This is a genomic window from Nitrospirota bacterium (assembly GCA_023229435.1).
Classification (GTDB): domain Bacteria; phylum Nitrospirota; class UBA9217; order UBA9217; family UBA9217; genus JALNZF01.
In genome coordinates, this window is record JALNZF010000023.1 from 35,753 (window position 1) to 53,778 (window position 18,026).

Genomic DNA, 18,026 nt, shown 5'->3' on the forward strand with positions numbered 1-18,026 from the left:
TTGCATGCGATGAAATCGGGATCGGGCATGAGCTGTTCATGATAGGGGCAAGGTACACGTTTCTGAGATAATCCGGAACACTGTTGATGCATGAGGATCTTCTTCCGGAATTTCTACGAGGACCTCACTTCCTGTTTTTTATCATATCCAATTCCTTCTTCAACGTGTCGATCTGAACCTGCAGTTCGATAAGTTTGTCCGCGATCGGATCGGGAATATGGATGTGGTCCATCAACGCCTCGTCGGCCACGCGCTCATCCTTGATCCTGACAATTCTCCCCGGTATCCCGACCACCGTTGAATGGTCCGGCACATCCTGGAGCACGACCGAGTTCGCGCCGATCTTGACGTAATCCCCGATCTTGATGGGACCAAGCACCTTGGAGCCCGCCCCCACGACCACGTGGCTGCCGATCGTGGGATGACGCTTGCCTCTCTGCTTGCCCGTCCCGCCGAGGGTCACGCCCTGAAACAGCGTGACATTGTCGCCGATCTCGGTGGTCTCGCCGATCACCACACCCATGCCGTGGTCTATGAACAGGCCAGATCCGATCGTCGCGCCGGGGTGGATCTCGATGCCGGTGATGAACCGCGCGAACTGCGACATCGCCCGCGGAACAAAGGGAACCCGCTTTTTGCTCATCCAGTGAGCGAACCGGTGGAACAGGAGCGCATGGAACCCGGCATAGGTAAGGAACACCTCGATCCTGCTCGTCGCGGCAGGGTCCATCGAGAGCGCCGCGTTAAAGTCTCTCTTTATTTTTTGAAAGGTCTCGCGCATATTTTTAATTTCGAATTGCAGGCTTCGGATTGCGGAATACCGACATGCAAGCATGGTTTGGATTTTGACGTTTTCTCCTCACTCCGAACTCCGTACTCCGAACTCTACGCTCCGCACTCCAAACTCGAAACTCCGTACTATTCTCTGAGCCATCCCGGCGGGATGCCTGCCTTCCGCGCTTGCTCCGGGATAACAACATTGACATCACTTCGGGCCCCGTCCATCTCTCTCTGCACATTCTTCATCTCTTGCTCGATCGTCTCGGCCTCTGTACGTTCAGTGAGCCGGCCGGACGCAGGACCACCCCAACTTTGGAGCAGCTCGTTCCTTCGTTGATCAAGTGTCTGGTACCGTTTTTCAGCGTTTGCAAGCCGCTGCCTCGCGGCCCTCATGCGTTGCTGCCACGCGGCTTTAGCAGCGGCATCCGCGGCCTCGGATGCGGCTCCCGAAGGATAGACGGACGGCTGCCGCACCTGTTGCCCTTGATCGGAGTCTTCCCTCTCCGGCTGTTGTAATTTCACCGCCCTATCGCGGTAACCCTTCGGGACCTTATCCAGACCATCGGCGATATGAACAATGCCCTTTTTATCGGTCCATTGATAGAGAAAGCTTTTTTTGAGTTCCTGGTCCTCAGTCTGCGCCTGCGGGTCGGCTTGACCATAGACCGTCATTGCACAACCCATCAGCATCAGTATGAAAAGAAGACTTCTCGGCACGGATCACTCCACCTTCCTGATCAAGACCACGGCATATGCCGCGATACCCTCGCCCCTTCCCGCAAAGCCGAGTCCCTCGGTCGTCGTGGCCTTCACATTGACCACGCCTGCGGCGTGGTCCACCTTGATCGCCTCGGCGATGTTCCTGACCATGGCGGGGATATGCGGCGCCATCTTAGGCTTTTCCGCGACAATGGTCGCATCAACGTTGTTCACGCGGAAACCGGCCTCAGAAAGCCGCTGCCGCACCTCTTCGAGGAGCATAAGACTCGAGATGTCCTTGTATATCGGCGCCGTGTCGGGAAAGTGCCTGCCGATATCACCGAGACCGGCAGCGCCGAGCATCGCGTCGCAGATCGCGTGAAGCAGCACATCCGCGTCCGAGTGTCCCAACAACCCTTTTTCAAAGGGAATGTCCACACCGCCGATTATCAGTTTCCTGCCCGCTGCAAGGCGGTGAACGTCATAGCCGGTGCCTATTCGCATAGAACAGCCTCCGCCGCAACTATAGCAAACGCAATAATTGTTGTTATATCATTTGTAGGGCAACCCTTCAGGGTTGCTTAAAGCAAGGCTGAAGCCTTGCCCTACAGGTAACAATATCTAATGCGTCTGTATTAATGCAAAATACACATCGTAAATTTAAAAATATAACATTGAACTGTAAGAGGAGGCCAGAAGGTAATTCCCCCTCATTTTGACTTTTGCATTTTACCTTTTGCATTTTGCACTTTGCAATGGACTACCTTCTCTTCAGTATTTCCTCAGCAAGGATCAGGTCCTCGGGCGTGGTGATCTTGATGTTCTCGTAGCTCCCCATGATCACCCGCACCGTGCCGCCCGTTCGCTCCACGAGCGTGGCGTCGTCGGTCCCGAACATTTTCTGCTTGTACGATTCCTCGTAAGCGCGCCTGAGTATCTTGGCCGGGAAAGCCTGCGGTGTTTGGATCGCCCAGAGCGTCCCCCGTTCCAGGGTGCGGCATACGATCTTATTCTCATCCACTTCCTTGATCGTGTCCTTGATCGGCACGCCCACGGCGACACATTCTCCCTTTTTAGCAAGGCCCACGGCTTCACTTATCATTTCAGGCGTCACAAAAGGCCGCACGCCGTCATGAACGAGCACGACCGCCGTGTCCTCCCCGATCTTCTGCAAACCATGCAATACGGAATCCTGACGTTCCTTGCCGCCTACGACCAGGGTCTTCACCTTGGTAATCCGGTACTGTTCGATCACATCGCGCAGACAGCCCTCCATGTCTTCCCGGGAAATGATGGGGATGATCTCATCGATCTCCGGGGCGCGTTGGAACGCGAGCAGGGTATGCGCCAGCAAGGGTTTGTCTCCGAGCAGCAAAAACTGTTTCGCCGTACCCTTGCCCATCCGCTTGCCCGCGCCCGCCGCGGGTATAAGTGCCGTCACTTTCGACATCGGTACCTCACCACGCTTACCGCTGAAAGCAGACAAGGACTGCCTCCTGCACCCTGTTTACAGCCTGCTGCCTCTTCGGGTCATTTTTTGAAATTTTTCACAACAATCTTGAACCGCTTTGCCATCGGCGCTTCCATATTGACCGTGACCCGGATCTGATACTGGTCCTCCCGGTCCTTGCTCGTCACATCGAAGGGCAGGACGATCTGGCCGTCTTCCATAAATGGCTTCCCCAGGTCCACCGTTATCCCCTCGTCCACGGCCTTTTCGAGCGCCGCCATCTCCGGCTTGGCCTCTGCCATGGGCGCACCGGGCATTGACGGCTCCTGCGGCGGCATATCCGCCATGAGGTCCGTCGGCGGGCTCGGTTTTTTCTCTCCCGTGCCGAGAATGTCGCCCAGCGTAAAGTTGTGGTGCTCGGGATGTTTCTGCATGTCCTGGAGCACCAGTTTGGAAATGGACGTGAAGGTTTTCAACACGCCGTCGCCGGTCGTTGCGACCGCGCCGTAGAAGGGTACAAGCCGGGGGTTCAACGCCGCATTCAACTCATCGATCGAGAGGACGTCGGGAAGGTCCCGCTTGTTATACTGGATCACCATGGGAAAGGTGGACAGGTTTATCCCCTGATCGTGTAAATTATCGCGGAGGTTCGAGATGCTCTCAATATTCGCATCGAGCATGGCGCTTTGCGAGTCCGCGACGAAGATTACGCCGTCCGCGCCCTTCAGCACAAGCTTGCGCGTCGCGTTGTAGAACACCTGGCCCGGTACGGTATAGAGATGGAACCGCACCTTGTAGTTCTTGATCGTGCCGAGTTCGACGGGAAGAAAGTCGAAAAACAGGGTCCGGTCCGTTTCGGTCGCGAGCGAGATCAGCTTGCCGCGCTGTCCCGGCGCGATGCGGTGGAAGATCATGTGGATGTTCGTGGTCTTGCCGCAGAGCCCCGGTCCGTAGTAAACGATCTTTGCGTTGATCTCGCGTGTTTGATGATTGACTAAAGCCATGGCCTCATAATTACATAAATAAAATGGGATGTCAATACTGGGTGTCGATAACCGGGGATCAGCGCTGTCGGGACGTGAGGATGTTCAGCGCCATCACGTGCGTCGCGTCGTTCTTGCTCGCGAGCAGCGGCACGGTCCGGCCGAGCCCGGCAACGATGTGGTCGAGCGATGTTCCTTCGAGATCGGTGATCACGCCGTCCGCTTCTTCAAGGATCAGCATACCGGCCGCGTAATCAAAGGCGCGCGAGGCTGTGGCCGTGGCGAACACGCTGATGGCGCCGGAAGCGAGATAGGAAAGATCAAGGGCGGTGGACCCGAAGCACCTCGTCCGTTTCGCCTCCCCGAGCAGCGGCATGATGCGCGGCAGGTCGGCCTTCGGCGACGACGCTTCATAGGCCACGATCGTGATGCCCTGTGTGGCCGCGGTCCTGATCCGCTTGCCGTTCTTGAACGCGCCCTGGGCGCGCATTGCCCAGAACTCGTCGCCCATGGCGAGGTTGATGACATATCCCACGGCAAGCGTGGAGAGCGTTTCGTCGTTCAACAGCGCCAGCGACGTGGAAAAGAACGGGATCCCGCTCTTGGCATTGTTGCTCCCGTCAATGGGGTCCACGAGCACGACCTTTTTCCCCTCGCCGAACTTCCTGATGCCAAGCTCCTCGGAAATGAGCGTAAAGGACTCGCCTTGCTCATGCGCCTTTTCGAGCGCGGCAATGATGATATCCTCCGCCCACTTGTCCACGGGGAAGGTCTTGTCCCCGCCGGCGCCCTTGCCGAGCGGCACCATGCCGCCTTCCTTGGCGAGGATGACGGACAAACCGTCGCGCATTTTTTTGCCGATGCCTTTGAATATCTCAAGCCATTGTTCGTTTGTCATGAAAGCTCCTTGATGAGAATAGGGTTCAGGGGCAAGATACACCCTTGCTTCTTGTCCTTCATTTCTCAGCCATGAAAAAATATCGTGATTTCCTCTGCCGCTTTTTTTGACATCCCCTTTACTGCCGCCAGTTCATCTATTGTCGCCTGCTTGATCTTTTCCAGACTGCCGAAATGGCGCAGCAGCGCCTTTTTCCTCACTTCGCCGATGCCGGGGATATCATCCAGCTCGGACTTGATGGCCCGCTTCTCGCGAAGTTTCCGATGATACGCGATCGCGAAGCGGTGAGCTTCGTCGCGCACGCGCGCGACCAGGTGCGTGGTCTGACTGGTGGGCTCGAGAATGATCGGCTCGTCCACACCGGGCAGGAAGACCCGTTCGAACTCTTGTTCCGCTCCCTCTTTCCCGCTCCGCGCTTTGGCAAGACCGAATACATCGGGCCCGTCGATCCCGAGCTCGAGCAATACCTCAAGCACCGCGTTCAGTTGGCCTTTGCCGCCGTCGACCAGGATCAGGTCAGGAAGTATACCCTCTTCCTTTGCCTTTGTATAGCGCCGCCTGATCACCTCGGCCATGCTCGCGAAGTCATCCTGGCCCTGAACGCTCTTGATCTTGAACCGCTTGTAGTGCCGCTTGTCAGGCAGATTGTTCTCGAACGACACCATGCTCGCGACCGCTTCGGCGCCCTGGATGTTCGAGATGTCGAACGCCTCGATCCTGCGCGGAAGGTTCCTGAGGCCCAGTTCTTCCTTAAGCCGGAGGAGGACCCGCTCCTTGCTCTTGCGCGAGAGCAGGTGCTCGCGGAGCGACTGGCCCGCATTGTCGGATGCCATCTGGACCAGCTCCCGTTTCCTGCCACGCTGCGGCACAAGGACCTCCACCTTCGCTCCGCGTCTCTCCGTGAGCCAAACCTCGAACAGTTCCCGGTCAGGCACGTCAAAAGGCAGAAGCACCTCGGCGGGCACGATCATCTCCTTTGCATAGAACTGGCGCAGAAAATCGGTCATGACCTCCTCTTCCGTCATGCCGAGCACATCGGGGATGGTGAAATCCTTTCTTCCGAGCAGCATGCCGTTCCGGATAAAGAGCGCCTGGATATTCGCGTGGCCGCCTTCCGAGACCATGCCGATCACGTCCTGGTTCTCGAACCCCGGTGAGATGATCTTCTGCTTCTCGAAGGCCCCTTCGATCTTCGCGATCCGGTCGCGAAGCTCCGCCGCGCGCTCGTAGTCCATTTTGTCCGACTCCTCTGCCATGCGCTGCTTCAGCAGGTCGAGCAGGTCCCGGTCCTTGCCTTCGAGGAACAAGCGCACCTGGCCGGCCATGTCCTTATACGCTTCCTGGTCCACCGCTCCCGAGCACGGCGCCATGCACCTGCCGATCTGGTGCTGCACGCACGGACGCTCGGGCTTGTCTTTATTAAACTCCTTTTTGCACGTAGCAAGCGGAAACATACGCCGGATCAGCGAGAGCAGTTCCCACATGCCGCCCGCGGGGACATAAGGGCCGTAGTACAGCGCACCGTCCTTCTTCAGTCCCCGGACCACATCGAGGCGGGGATATTCGGCCTTCATGTCGAACCGGAGGTAGGGATAGTTCTTGTCGTCCCGGAGAATGATGTTGTAGCGGGGGCGGTGTTTCTTAATAAGGGTGGACTCAAGGATCAGCGCCTCGAGCTCGGTGTGGGTCATGATGGTCTCGATGTCGACGATCTGGCGGACCAGCATCTCGGTCTTTTCGCCCATGGCGCCCTTCTGGAAATACGAGCGCACCCGGTTCCAGAGGGACCGGGCCTTGCCGACATAGATCACATGCCCCTTTCCGTCCTTCATGAGGTAAACGCCCGGTGAATCCGGGAGGTTCTGGAGTTTTTCTTCGAGGGTCATGGCAGGCTTATTTTACCACGGATCTTACTTGTGAGAAACTAAGATATTTTTGTAACTGCTCAGGGACAGAGGAAGATAATTAGGAGAGATGGAGAATAAAAGGCCCCGAGATCGGCAGCTATTCAGGATTGATGACCTGCAGCCCTTCCGCCTGACACGTTCTATAAAGGACGATATCGCTCGTGACGACGCAGGGAGTCAACTCGGAAAGCTCAAGCGCGAGGGCCAGATGGATGGAATCATACGTACGGAGTTCTGGATAGGTAAGGATGAGGCGTTTTGTGGCAGTGACGATGTCGTTATCCACTTCCAAAAAGCGATATGAATTTTTTGCAATGTCTTTCTCGAAGTTGTAAACAGCGGAAAGGAAGTCGTGCTGGGTAATTTCACGGGTCCTGACTTTTTTGCTGAGGGCGGAATAAATCTCGGTAATGGCGATATTGCCTATAACGATCACGTTTTTCTCGTCGGCGATCAGAGAATCAACTTGTTCCGAACCGATCTCAAACGAGTATCTTTTCGCGAGGGCGCTCGTATCGAAATAGAAATAACGCATCAACCTCTTCCGCGCTCCGCGATGATTTCCCGAGAGAGCGGGGTCTTCAGAGCAGACAGCCGCTTTCTGAGTTCAAGAAGTGTCAACTCCGTTGCGCCCTTCTTCTTCAGGAAGGGAAGCATGGTACTGGCCGTAACCGCCCGCGTTGATTTAGCGAGCTTTTTTAAAATCGCGGCTCTGGCAGGATGTGCATCAGCAGTTTTAATGGTTGCACGCATGATAACCGCCTTTCTTTTGAGAATATGATAATTCATGTCAAGAAGGCTGTCAAGCTGAAATGGCACCAGCCTCTCGGTCTTTTCGCCCATGGCGCCCTTCTGAAAATAAGAGCGCACACGGTCCCAGAGGGACAGGGCCTTGCCGACATAGATCACGTACCCCTTTCCGTCCTTCATGAGGTAGACCCCCGGCGAATCCGGGAGGTTCTGGAGTTTTTCTTCGAGGGTCATGGCAGGATCATATTACCACGGATTTGCCTCTGTGAGAAACGAAGATCTTTTATTATCTTGACACGCGTATAGGCATAAATTTTCGCCTGTCAACTGAAAAATCAGCACTGCGGGTACCTTTACTAACAACGTGGTACGCAAACTGCCATTCACCTTCACAGGCTTCTGGGCAAGCGGAAAAGTCATTGGTATTTTAGAATTCCGCTTAAGATGAGATTGTAAGCATAATAAAAACGATGTATGCAACAGGCCCTAAATGGCATATATGTTGCTAAACTCGATAATTCCGGAAATCCGTGCTTTACTATCCCCCATAGTAAAGATCTAAAAACAAGGGGGATAGTCAATAACTGGTTGTACTGGAGAAACTATATGAGAACTCTTTTACTCATTATTGTCCTACTTGGACTGGGTTGTGCAACTCCGATGAAGTATACCAATTCAACATTTACAACCTATGACAAAAACACCGAATATGCAATCGACCCGATGGACGATGGATTTTCTATAACAGTCTACTATTCCCGCTATCAGTTTTTCCCTGAAAGTGACGCGGTTGCAGTTGCCTGTAAAAGCGCACTCACGGCGCTTGCTTACGACTATGCAGACAAAAATAATAAGAAAATTCAAACCATCAATGAACAACGAATTAAAATTTCAATGGGCCGAAATGATTTTAGCGGAATCACTTCCTGTTCTGCAAATGCTTTAGCTCAATGGCAAAAGTGAATCTAACAGCATAAAACTAATAATAAGTTCCACCACTACGGTAAGAACGTTTACCATTTTGTCCCTCATGAAAGGCATCAATGACCACTCCGAAAAGTAATCAAAAAAGATTGAAAGCAGTTCCGCAAACTGTTTCGGACACTGACCCCATGGCGTCTTTGAGAATAAAACTCCAAGCGTGTGACATTGAAGTTCAAAATTATGTTGCTGCATTGGAGGCGGAAAATCTTAAACTTACAAAACAGATTACGAAGTTTCAAGTTGATAATGTAACGCTTAACAACAGGGTCAAGTCGTTTATTGAACAATATAAGGCAGATAAACGGGAATTTATTGGCGATGCGTTGTCTGTATCGGAAGAAACTGAACTTATCGCGAAAGCTGAGCATGAGGCCTCCAAACGTGATGTGTCGCGTTTCTTAAAGAAATCGCCCTCATCGAAATAGCAAAAGACATTACAACCACCGCGTCGTGTCCGACCGCTTCGCGGCGGTACACGCGGGCGATAGCCCGTCGCTTCGCGACGCGCTATCGCCCCGGGTGAGCGGCTGATCCTGATATCCCGCGAAAACAGCGCGGGCTATCAAACCGGATCGAGACGGACGGGCCCCTGCGGGGCCAGCCGCTCACCCGGGGCGTTATACAGTAATAAATCGACTCAGGAGATGAAATGGAACTAACAGAGCAAGAACGAAAGTTTGCGGAGTTTTCAGCAAAACGGTATCACAGCTTATTGAATCAAAAAAGCCAATTGATTGGGTGGATTGGCGTTGCTCTCTTTGGTCTTGGCGTACTGCAACTTATCCCGATGTCTGTTTCGACTCAAAAGTTATTTCTTCGAGCTGGTTTCATTCTAATCGTTATGAGTATAATCCTGTTCGCAATGACGATTATAGGCAAACTCTATATCCGGAATCAAGAACTTAATCGAAAGCGCATGGATTGAAATGTATTGCACGGTCGAGACCGCCGCGCCTTCTCTGAGAGGAACTTATGAATTCTGAGCAACGGAATTTACAGCATCCAGTTTGGGACATCTATGATGAATATAGAACTGCAAGATTAAATGCGAGAATAAATGAATACCATTTAGCAAACTATAAAAAATGGAATTTTCTCGTTGAATTTACTTTAGCATTAACTGCTTCGTCTAGTGTCGCAAGTTTTTGGTTTTGGCAAGATGCACCTGGACAAACTGTTTGGAAATATCTCTCAGTGTTAACCGCAGTTCTTGCAGTTCTGAACTGCCTATGTTGGATCTTAGTGGCAAAATCCAAAAATATAGTGAAATATTATCGGATTTTAAATCATTAGAACATGATTTTCATAAACTCACTATATTGATAAATCAACAACAAAGATATGACAATGAGTTTAAAGATCAGTTTTATTATCTCCTAGATCAAAAGAGATTTATAAATCAAAAAACTAATGAAGGAACAATTAGAAAGAGCAAAAAACGCGAGTTCGAAAGACAGGTAGCAAATGAACTCCCGGCTCACTGCTTTTACATTCCGGAGGCCTGATTATGTCAGAAAAAAAACAACCGCCAAAAGTGCCATCTCAGCCCGAGCGTCCAACCCCGCAACCCCCTTGTCCAACACCAAAAGACACTCCACGGCCAGAAAGAAAAATCGAGAATCCGACTCAACCGTGGCCGCGTGCATAATTTTGATTTATGGTAAATTGAGTAATAATCAGGGTCACTCACGACAGTGGCGGGCGGTTAAATCGGGTAGAGCTGTGCGAAACCCAACGCGATGACTACAACATGCGCGTCCACATCGACTCGCCAAAAAGCGGCGAGTGACGCGCGTGTTCATCCTGCCGGCCAATCGCGAACTCCCTTCCGTGTTGTAATAATTGACAGGCCCGTTCTGTCGGCTTGATCTTTTCGAGAATCCTATTTGGTATCAAATCTAATTCGACCTTGAATATCATCACCAACCCATCCCCACCTTAATCCTCCCCGTTGCTCACACGAGGCTCGCAGCACACGAAGTAAAACACAATGAGAATCTGTCTTTTAAAAATTAGAGTCTGTATTTAAACTCTCTTTTTCGTCATACCGAACTTGATCCGGCATCCAGAGACTTATGAAAAGACTGGATTCCTGCCTTCGCAGGAATGACGATCTTAAGCAAACGGCAATTAAAATACAGACTCTAATTAAAGCCTTCCTTCGTGGCTTGGTGGCTTCGTGTGAGAATGACACATCTCTCTATGCCGAGACAGTTAATCTCACATCTGACATTCGCTGTATGAATGCACAAAATTGTCGAATACATGAAAACAACAAAATCAACAAGTTGATTGACCAAGACCCGCAACCCGTTCGACAAATTTTTCCGTTCACTTCCCCACTGATACATCTGAAATTCTAAAACCCCTGCAAAAGCAGCACATTATGTTTTGGCATGCATGTTGTAATAGAAAGAACCTGAGAGCGTATACAGGAGGTGCATAATGTTTTTCAACAGCAATGGATGTCAGAACATAGGACCACATGATCTGATAAAAAAATTAGAAACAGGTGAGGATTTTCTTCTGCTTGATGTACGCACTCCGCAGGAGAACGCTGCGCAGGCGATCCAGGGGTCGTATCTGCTCCCGCTCCAGGAACTCGGCTACCGGATCGACGAGCTGCCGAAAAATAAAGAGATCGTGGTCTACTGCAGGGTCGGGAACAGAAGCGCCCATGCCTGTTCCTATCTTTCGCGCATGGGATACAAGGTAAAAAATCTTGAAGGCGGGATCATGACATGGAACATGCTCGAAAATGTTTCGATGACCAGGGCATCATAATGAAAAGCAGGAAGTGCAAAATTGCGCGTATCGCAACATATCTGATATTGATCACGCTGTTGACCTTTATGGCGGCAGCTTACAGCTATGCTGTCGAGACGTTGACCCTCGATCAGGCGATCGACAAGGCGCTCAAGAACAACCCGGGTCTCAAAGCCGCTGATGCGCAGGTCGAAATCGCCGATGCCGGCGTGCTCAGGTCCGCGTCCTTTTTTTTACCCAAGGTGACGGTGTCGGAGATCTGGAGCAGGACGGATAGCCCGCTCATGGCGCTCGGCACCAAGCTGAACCAGGAGATCGTGACTTCCGCGGATTTTGATCCCGCTGTCATGAACGATCCCGAGCTCATTTCGAACTACAATACGAGGCTGGCAATCGTGCAGCCCGTCTTCAACGGCGGAAAAGAATATATCGGAAGAAAACAGGCAAAAATTTCCCGGGAAGCTTCGGTCCAGGACCGCGAGCGGACCCGTCAGGAAACAATCTATAACGTGGTGAAAGCGTACTACGGCGTGCTGCTTGCCGAAGAATATCGCAAGGTAGCGCTCCAGTCGCTCGAAACGAGCGAGGCGAACGTCAACCTCGCGCAGGCGCGATACACGGCAGGGGCCGTTCTCCAGTCCGATCTTTTACGCGCCAAGGTGCAGCTTGCCGAGGTCAGGGAGATGGCAACCCGTTCAAGGAACGGAGTCAAGCTCGCAACAGCGGCGCTCAACTTCGCCATGGGCACGCCGCAGGGCAATGAGAATGATTTTTCCGGGACACTTTCTACACAGGATGTGAAGACCGACATGAACGCCATGCTCGACGAGGCAGCTGCGAAGCGGCCTGACCTCATCTCCATGGAGCTGAACCGCAAAAATGCCGAGAAATCGGTGACCATGGCGCGCACCGATTATATTCCGAGCCTGAACCTCATGGGCCAGATGGATTGGAACAGCGACAAGCCTGCCGGCAATGACGCAAAAAGCTGGGCAGTGATGGCGGTGCTCCAGTGGAACCTTTTCGACGGTCTTGTGACCAGATCGAAAGTGAAGGAAGCGCTCGCGACAAGCAGTAGAATGAGATCGATGGAAGAACAGACCCGATCAGGCGTCCAACTCCAGGTCCGTCAGGCTTATTACGATCTTGACGCATCCCTCGACCGGATCTCGGCATCGGCGTCAGCGGCGCAGGAGGCCGAAGAAGGACTTCGGATCGTCCAGAAGCGTTACGAGACGGGCATGACCACCTTCGTCGATGTACTCGGCGCAGAGAGCGCGCTCATCCGCGCGCGCACGAACGCGCTCCAGGCGCTTTACGATAACAATATTGCACAGGCGGAACTGAAACTGGCTGTGGGAACGTTGTAATTCAGTTCGGAGTTCAAAGTTCGGAGTTCAGAGTTTAATTCAAGGAGATCAACATGAATATCAAAACCATAACCGACAAGATCCAGACCATGAACAAAAAGATCGTTTACGGCATTTCTATTACAGCCGCAATCGCCGTGCTCGGAGCAGGATATATGATCTTTGGAAAAGAGAACAGCTATGCGGAGACACCGAAGTCCGAAGCGCCGGTGTCCGTGTCCGTAGTCATTGTAGAGCAAAAGACCATTGACTCCGTGGTCACCGCGGCAGGGGCCTTGAATTCCAGGAACACCTCGGTGCTTTCGAGCAAGGTCATGGGCAGGGTGGTCCGCCTCAGCGTGCAGGAAGGCGAACAGGTTGCCGCGGGCAAACTGCTGATGAAGATCGACAGCGGCGAGATCACGGCCCAGGCGATCCAGGCCAAGGCGGCGTACAACAATGCCAGGCTCCAGTATGACCGGATCAAGAGCCTCTTTGACGCGAAGGCATCGACCCGGATGGAGATGGACCAGGCGACCCTCGGACTGGAGAACGCGCAGGCCGGCCTGCAGGCGGCAAAGGCCATGGAAAGCTATACCATCATCAGCGCGCCCATCTCCGGCCAGATCGTGGAGAAACATATCAACCTGGGTGAGATGGCGCTCCCGGGCCAGCCCCTCATCAAGATCGAGGACAACAGAAACCTTCGGCTCGAAGTGACGCTCAAGGAACAGGACATCCTCTCCATTCAGCCCGGCAATCCGGTCAAGGTACTGATCGACGCCATGCCCGGCACGGAGATCAGCGGCAGGGTGTCACAGGTGGTCCAGGCATCCGATGTGCGGACCCATTCGTTCATCGTTAAGATCGACATCCCGGCGCACAAGGGTCTCATCACCGGCATGTACGGCAAGGCCTTCTTCACCATCGGCAAACACGAGGCCATCCTGGTCCCAAAGAGTGCCATCGTAGAGATGTCCGGCATCTCGGGAGTGTACCTCGTCTCTCTTGACCAGGGCGCCGTCTTCCAGATGATACAGGTCGGCGATGAGCACGAAAACTTCGTGGAAGTGATCTCCGGCCTCAAACAAGGCGACCAGGTGATCAGCGACAAGCACCTCGGCAGGCTCGAGGGAAGAAAGATCATAGTGGCGCAAAAATAAATTGTGGATTGCGGACTGAGAGACTCAGAGCCTATTCACCACAAGTGTTATGGTGTTCATCTGCGTTAATCTGCGTAATCTGCGGACAAAAAGGTTTGAATAATGAAACTCAATATCAGCGGCAAAATAACCCAGTACTTCATCAACTCCCAGCTTACCGTGCTGCTTATGGCGGCAACGGCGATACTGGGGCTCTTTGCACTCATCTACACACCCCGTGAGGAGAACCCCCAGATCGTGGTCCCCGCGGCAAACGTGATGGTGATGATGCCGGGCGCCTCCGCCAAAGAAGTGGAAGAGCTCGTGTCCAAGCGGCTTGAGTCCATCCTCTGGGAGATCCCCGGCGTCGAGGACGTGTACTCCGTTTCGATGAACTCGATGTCCGTGGTGACCGTGAAGTTCCTCGTGGGACAGGACAAAGAACGGTCCATGGTGAAGCTCTATGACAAGATCATGTCCAATATGGACTTTGCTCCTCCGGGCGCGTCCCAGCCTCTGGTAAAACCCATTGACGTGGATGATGTGCCGATCGTTGCGATCACGCTCTCTCCCGCGGCCGGAAGCGCTTATGACGATGCTCAGCTCAGGCTCGTGGCCGACAACGTGCTCGACGAGCTCAGAAAGGTCCCCGGCGTCGGCACCACAACGGTCATCGGAGGACGCAGCCGCCAGGTGCGCGTGGTCCTCGACCCGCTCCGTATCGCGGGCTACGGCCTGTCACCGCTCCAGATCGCCGGGGCAATCACCCAGTCGAATACCAATCTTCTTTCGGGTGAGCTTGAGCAGGGCAGCAGGAAGATCACCCTCGAGACCGGCGGCTTCTTTACCCGGGCAAGTGATGTACGGAACGCCGTGGTCGGCGTTGCGAACAACAAGCCTGTCTCTCTCGGCGATGTTGCCGAAGTTACGGACGGCTTTGAAGAGACGGTGAAGCTTACGCGCATCGCGTTCAACAGTCATCATTCCACGCACGCGGGCATCAAGGACACCAGCGAGAGCGAGAGTGCGGCAAACGAGCATCCCGCCGTGACCCTGGCACTGGCCAAACGGCAGAAGCTGAATGCTGTTCAGATCTCGAACCAGATATTGGCAAAGCTCGATGAATTGAAAAAAACCAGCATCCCGCCGGGGATCAACGTGACCGTTACCCGGAACGACGGCAAGACGGCCAACGACGCGGTGAACGAGCTGGTCTTCCACCTTGTGGTCTCGATCGTCGTTGTGATCGTCCTGCTGTTCCTCACGCTCGGCTGGCGCGAGGCCGCCATCGTGGCGCTCGCCATTCCGCTCACGCTCTTTATCACTCTTGCCGTGGGAATGCTGGCGGGCCAGACCATCAACCGGATAACGCTCTTTGCGCTCATCCTTTCATTGGGACTGCTCGTTGACGATGCCATCGTGGTGGTGGAGAACATTCACCGCCACTACAAGCTGCAGCAGCATTCGCGATTGCAGGGCGCGATCATGGCCGTGAACGAGATCGGCATGCCCACGATCCTGGCGACCATAACCGTGGTGCTGGCGTTCATTCCCATGGCGTTCGTCACGGGAATGATGGGCTCCTACATGAAGCCGATCCCCTTTAATGTGCCGGTGGCAATGGTCACGTCTCTCTTTGTAGCTTTTATCGTGACGCCCTGGGCAAGCTACCGGATCATGAAGACCGACCATCAGGTCGTCCAACTGCCGCTGGAAGAGACAAAGCTCTATAAAGGCTATAAGAAGATCCTGGAGCCGCTGCTCGAAAACCCCGGCAAGCGTAAACTGTTCATGAGCATCATCATCGGTCTGTTCCTGATCTCCATGACCTTCCCGCTCATGCAGTGGGTGAAATTCCGCATGCTGCCGAAGGCGAACAAGAACACGTTCCTGGTCTCGATCGACATGCCCGCGGGCACGGCGCTCGAGAACACGGACCGCGCAGCCAGGGCAGTCGGCGATTATCTCCGCCGCATTCCCGAGATAAAGGACTACGAGACCTTTGTGGGCGCCGGCTCGGTGATGGACTTTAACGGACTGCTCAGGGGCGGCGCGTTCCGCGAGGCGAGCCACTTCGCCGACGTACGCGTGAACCTGATCGACAAAGAGGAGCGTTCGATATCGAGCGAGAAGCTGGTGCTCAAGATACGGCCCGACATCACCAGGATCGCCCGGGAAAATAACGCGAACATCAAGCTGGTGGAGGACCCCCCGGGTCCTCCGGTGCGGGCGACCGTCGTGGCCGAGATCTACGGCCCGGATTATGCCACACAGCGCGAGATCGCTGAAAACATCAAGATGCTCTTCGCCAGGACGGACCAGGTCGTGGATATCGACGACAGCGTTAAGGAGAAACAGGAGAAGTACCAGCTCATCGTTGACAAGGAAAAGGCGGCGCTCGCGGGCGTTTCGACCGAGACCATCGTTCAGACCCTGCGCATGTCCGTTTCGGGCATGGCGATCTCGACCCTGCACAAACCCGACGCAAAGAACCCGATTGCCATCTTCCTGCGGCTTCCCCGGGGAGAGCGGACCGGTATGTCGGACATGGACAAGGTGTATGTTACGAGTCTGCAGGGCAGCCAGGTGGCGCTCTCGTCGCTCGTGAAGGTGGTCCCGTCGGAAATGGACAAGGCCATCTATCACAAGAACCTTGAACCCGTGACCTATGTGTACGCCGAGATGGGAGCACGGAGCCAGGTCTACGCAGTCATCGACATGATGAAGCATCTGCATAAGAACCCGGTCCCGGAAGGCTACCGGATCAAGTGGGACGGCGAGATGAAGCTGACCCTTGATGTGTTCCGCGATCTGGGTGCGGCCATGGGCGTGGCGCTCATCGCCATCTATCTCCTGCTCGTTGGCAGGTTCCGGTCCTTCACCATTCCCGTGGTCATCATGGCGGCTATCCCGCTCTCGATGATCGGCATCATGCCCGGCTTTGCCCTGACCGGCGTGTACTTCAGCGCAACGTCGATGATCGGCGTGATCGCCCTGGCGGGCATCGTGGTAAGAAACTCCATCGTGCTCCTGGAATTTATTCTCGACAAGAAGCACGAGGGCTTACCGCTGGTACAGGCGCTGATCGAGGCAGGGGCGATCCGGACAAGACCGATCGTGCTTACCGCAGCGGCGGCGATCCTCGGCTCGGCCGTGATCGTGACCGACCCGGTCTGGTCAGGCCTGGCCCTGGCGCTCATCTTCGGAATGCTGGCGTCCACGGCACTCACCCTGGTAGTGATCCCGCTCTTCTACTATATGGTTGAGAAGAGGAACTGGGAGAATGCGTAAATTAGTGCGGAATGCTGATTCAAACAACTCCTCTCCCCTGCGGGGAGAGGCTGGGTGAGGGGCGATCCTAAAGCTGCAATCCGATATCGGAGGAATGTAACATGACAAATTCATGTGTAGCCGTAAACTGTAAAAACTGGATCAGCACCGTGACCATTGATCATCCGCCTGATAACTATCTGGACAAGGATGTCCTGTCAATGCTGAACAAGACCGTCAGCGAAATGATCTCATCCAGGAGCGACCTTCGCGTGGTGCTGCTCACGGCAAAAGGGAAAAACTTCTCCTCAGGCATCGACTATGCCCGGTTTGTGAAGATGACCAGGGAGGAGGCGGGCCATGTTGCCGAGGTGGGCTACAATCTCTTAAAGCACATCGAGAACCTCCCCATCCCGGTGATCGCCGCGGTCAAGGGCGAGACCACGGGCGCGGGCCTCGGTCTTGCGCTCGCGGCGGACATCCGGATAGCATCATCGGACGCGGTCTTCTCGTTCCCTGAGGCCCGGTTCGGTGTGCCGCCTATCTTCGGGTCGTCACAGAGACTGTACAAGACCGTCGGCGTCGGCAGGGCCAAAGAACTGCTCTTCACCGGCAGGATGGTGGACGCCGAAGAGGCGCTCAGGATCGGGCTCGTGAACAAGGTGGTCCCCCTCGACGCCCTTGACGAGGAAGCGAACAGGCTCGCGGTAAAGATCGGAGGAAACAGCCTGAGTTCCCTGCGATCGATCAAGATGCTCGTGAACTTCGGGCTGAACGAAGGTTACGAGGTCGGCCTGCAGCAGGAGGTCACTGCCTTCAGCGAGGCATTCAACCCGGACACGAAGCAGTGGGAGAGACTTTAACGGCAGGGGTCAGGGTACGGGGGTCAGGGTTCAGGAAAGACTGGACCCTGAACACTATACCCTGATATGGTTGACAGTTGTCAAGGAAAAAACAGTTTCCCCGCCCCTCCGTACAAAAGGGATGATATCAGTTATTGCTCCAGGGCATAACCAGAGACGGGACCTATCGGCGACGATTGATCACT

At 54.1% G+C, this 18,026-nt stretch carries 17 protein-coding genes and 1 pseudogene; 9 read left to right on the top strand and 9 right to left on the bottom strand.

Going from position 1 to position 18,026, the window contains the following annotated elements; translation table 11 throughout:
- Positions 1 to 124: 124 nt before the first annotated feature.
- The 9 genes and pseudogenes from cysE to M0R70_13340 all read right to left on the bottom strand — a co-directional run bounded on the left by cysE (position 125) and on the right by M0R70_13340 (position 7,701).
- Positions 125 to 781 (bottom strand): serine O-acetyltransferase, encoded by a 657-nt coding sequence (cysE, locus tag M0R70_13300; GenBank protein ID MCK9420348.1) that lies wholly within the window; start codon positions 779 to 781, stop codon positions 125 to 127.
- 137 nt (positions 782 to 918) lie between these two features.
- On the bottom strand, positions 919 to 1,497 hold the full coding sequence (locus M0R70_13305) for a hypothetical protein (protein MCK9420349.1): 579 nt from the start codon (positions 1,495 to 1,497) through the stop codon (positions 919 to 921).
- 3 nt (positions 1,498 to 1,500) lie between these two features.
- Complete coding sequence (ispF, locus tag M0R70_13310; protein ID MCK9420350.1) at positions 1,501 to 1,983, bottom strand: 2-C-methyl-D-erythritol 2,4-cyclodiphosphate synthase; 483 nt, start codon at positions 1,981 to 1,983, stop codon at positions 1,501 to 1,503.
- A gap of 256 nt (positions 1,984 to 2,239) precedes the next feature.
- The gene (gene ispD / locus M0R70_13315; protein MCK9420351.1) at positions 2,240 to 2,929 is read right to left on the bottom strand and encodes a 2-C-methyl-D-erythritol 4-phosphate cytidylyltransferase; all 690 of its coding nucleotides are present in this window, start codon (positions 2,927 to 2,929) and stop codon (positions 2,240 to 2,242) included.
- 425 nt (positions 2,930 to 3,354) lie between these two features.
- Positions 3,355 to 3,933 (bottom strand): annotated as a pseudogene (locus M0R70_13320) (GTPase domain-containing protein).
- Between the two features lie 58 nt (positions 3,934 to 3,991).
- Entirely contained in the window at positions 3,992 to 4,810 is an 819-nt protein-coding gene (locus M0R70_13325) for a hypothetical protein (GenBank protein MCK9420352.1), read from the bottom strand.
- Positions 4,811 to 4,875: 65 nt separating this feature from the next.
- Entirely contained in the window at positions 4,876 to 6,696 is a 1,821-nt protein-coding gene (gene uvrC / locus M0R70_13330; GenBank protein ID MCK9420353.1) for an excinuclease ABC subunit UvrC, read from the bottom strand.
- Positions 6,697 to 6,814: 118 nt separating this feature from the next.
- Entirely contained in the window at positions 6,815 to 7,252 is a 438-nt protein-coding gene (locus M0R70_13335) for a type II toxin-antitoxin system VapC family toxin (protein ID MCK9420354.1), read from the bottom strand.
- Positions 7,252 to 7,701 (bottom strand): hypothetical protein, encoded by a 450-nt coding sequence (locus M0R70_13340; GenBank protein ID MCK9420355.1) that lies wholly within the window; start codon positions 7,699 to 7,701, stop codon positions 7,252 to 7,254. The genes M0R70_13335 and M0R70_13340 overlap by 1 nt, the downstream gene beginning before the upstream one ends.
- A 372-nt stretch (positions 7,702 to 8,073) precedes the next feature.
- Between M0R70_13340 and M0R70_13345 the strand changes: the two genes are divergently transcribed.
- The 9 genes from M0R70_13345 (at position 8,074) to M0R70_13385 (ending at position 17,841) form a co-directional block, all read left to right on the top strand.
- Positions 8,074 to 8,430, top strand: a complete 357-nt coding sequence (locus M0R70_13345; GenBank protein ID MCK9420356.1) for a hypothetical protein — start codon at positions 8,074 to 8,076, stop codon at positions 8,428 to 8,430.
- 80 nt (positions 8,431 to 8,510) lie between these two features.
- Entirely contained in the window at positions 8,511 to 8,876 is a 366-nt protein-coding gene (locus M0R70_13350; GenBank protein ID MCK9420357.1) for a hypothetical protein, read from the top strand.
- 224 nt (positions 8,877 to 9,100) lie between these two features.
- Positions 9,101 to 9,376 carry a hypothetical protein gene (locus tag M0R70_13355; GenBank protein MCK9420358.1) on the top strand — a complete coding sequence of 92 codons (276 nt, stop codon included), beginning with the start codon at positions 9,101 to 9,103 and terminating at the stop codon, positions 9,374 to 9,376.
- A 47-nt stretch (positions 9,377 to 9,423) separates the two neighbouring features.
- Positions 9,424 to 9,744 carry a hypothetical protein gene (locus tag M0R70_13360; protein ID MCK9420359.1) on the top strand — a complete coding sequence of 107 codons (321 nt, stop codon included), beginning with the start codon at positions 9,424 to 9,426 and terminating at the stop codon, positions 9,742 to 9,744.
- A gap of 1,152 nt (positions 9,745 to 10,896) precedes the next feature.
- Positions 10,897 to 11,235 (top strand): rhodanese-like domain-containing protein, encoded by a 339-nt coding sequence (locus M0R70_13365; GenBank protein MCK9420360.1) that lies wholly within the window; start codon positions 10,897 to 10,899, stop codon positions 11,233 to 11,235.
- Complete coding sequence (locus M0R70_13370) at positions 11,235 to 12,587, top strand: TolC family protein (protein MCK9420361.1); 1,353 nt, start codon at positions 11,235 to 11,237, stop codon at positions 12,585 to 12,587. The genes M0R70_13365 and M0R70_13370 overlap by 1 nt, the downstream gene beginning before the upstream one ends.
- Positions 12,588 to 12,640: 53 nt before the next feature.
- The gene (locus M0R70_13375) at positions 12,641 to 13,729 is read left to right on the top strand and encodes an efflux RND transporter periplasmic adaptor subunit (GenBank protein MCK9420362.1); all 1,089 of its coding nucleotides are present in this window, start codon (positions 12,641 to 12,643) and stop codon (positions 13,727 to 13,729) included.
- Between the two features lie 102 nt (positions 13,730 to 13,831).
- Positions 13,832 to 16,999 carry an efflux RND transporter permease subunit gene (locus M0R70_13380; GenBank protein MCK9420363.1) on the top strand — a complete coding sequence of 1,056 codons (3,168 nt, stop codon included), beginning with the start codon at positions 13,832 to 13,834 and terminating at the stop codon, positions 16,997 to 16,999.
- Between the two features lie 101 nt (positions 17,000 to 17,100).
- Positions 17,101 to 17,841 carry an enoyl-CoA hydratase/isomerase family protein gene (locus M0R70_13385; GenBank protein ID MCK9420364.1) on the top strand — a complete coding sequence of 247 codons (741 nt, stop codon included), beginning with the start codon at positions 17,101 to 17,103 and terminating at the stop codon, positions 17,839 to 17,841.
- The last annotated feature ends 185 nt before the right edge of the window (positions 17,842 to 18,026 follow it).

Excerpts from the sequence above, each read along its gene's own strand:
- ispD (MCK9420351.1), bottom strand. The coding sequence starts at position 2,929 with ATGTCGAAAGTGACGGCACTTATACCCGCGGCGGGCGCGGGCAAGCGG.
- M0R70_13385 (MCK9420364.1), top strand. The coding sequence starts at position 17,101 with ATGACAAATTCATGTGTAGCCGTAAACTGTAAAAACTGGATCAGCACC.
- M0R70_13345 (MCK9420356.1), top strand. The coding sequence starts at position 8,074 with ATGAGAACTCTTTTACTCATTATTGTCCTACTTGGACTGGGTTGTGCA.
- M0R70_13340 (MCK9420355.1), bottom strand. The coding sequence starts at position 7,701 with ATGACCCTCGAAGAAAAACTCCAGAACCTCCCGGATTCGCCGGGGGTC.
- M0R70_13365 (MCK9420360.1), top strand. The coding sequence starts at position 10,897 with ATGTTTTTCAACAGCAATGGATGTCAGAACATAGGACCACATGATCTG.
- M0R70_13370 (MCK9420361.1), top strand. The coding sequence starts at position 11,235 with ATGAAAAGCAGGAAGTGCAAAATTGCGCGTATCGCAACATATCTGATA.
- M0R70_13325 (MCK9420352.1), bottom strand. The coding sequence starts at position 4,810 with ATGACAAACGAACAATGGCTTGAGATATTCAAAGGCATCGGCAAAAAA.
- M0R70_13360 (MCK9420359.1), top strand. The coding sequence starts at position 9,424 with ATGAATTCTGAGCAACGGAATTTACAGCATCCAGTTTGGGACATCTAT.
- cysE (MCK9420348.1), bottom strand. The coding sequence starts at position 781 with ATGCGCGAGACCTTTCAAAAAATAAAGAGAGACTTTAACGCGGCGCTC.
- M0R70_13375 (MCK9420362.1), top strand. The coding sequence starts at position 12,641 with ATGAATATCAAAACCATAACCGACAAGATCCAGACCATGAACAAAAAG.
- M0R70_13350 (MCK9420357.1), top strand. The coding sequence starts at position 8,511 with ATGACCACTCCGAAAAGTAATCAAAAAAGATTGAAAGCAGTTCCGCAA.
- M0R70_13380 (MCK9420363.1), top strand. The coding sequence starts at position 13,832 with ATGAAACTCAATATCAGCGGCAAAATAACCCAGTACTTCATCAACTCC.
- M0R70_13355 (MCK9420358.1), top strand. The coding sequence starts at position 9,101 with ATGGAACTAACAGAGCAAGAACGAAAGTTTGCGGAGTTTTCAGCAAAA.
- M0R70_13335 (MCK9420354.1), bottom strand. The coding sequence starts at position 7,252 with ATGCGTTATTTCTATTTCGATACGAGCGCCCTCGCGAAAAGATACTCG.
- ispF (MCK9420350.1), bottom strand. The coding sequence starts at position 1,983 with ATGCGAATAGGCACCGGCTATGACGTTCACCGCCTTGCAGCGGGCAGG.
- uvrC (MCK9420353.1), bottom strand. The coding sequence starts at position 6,696 with ATGACCCTCGAAGAAAAACTCCAGAACCTCCCGGATTCACCGGGCGTT.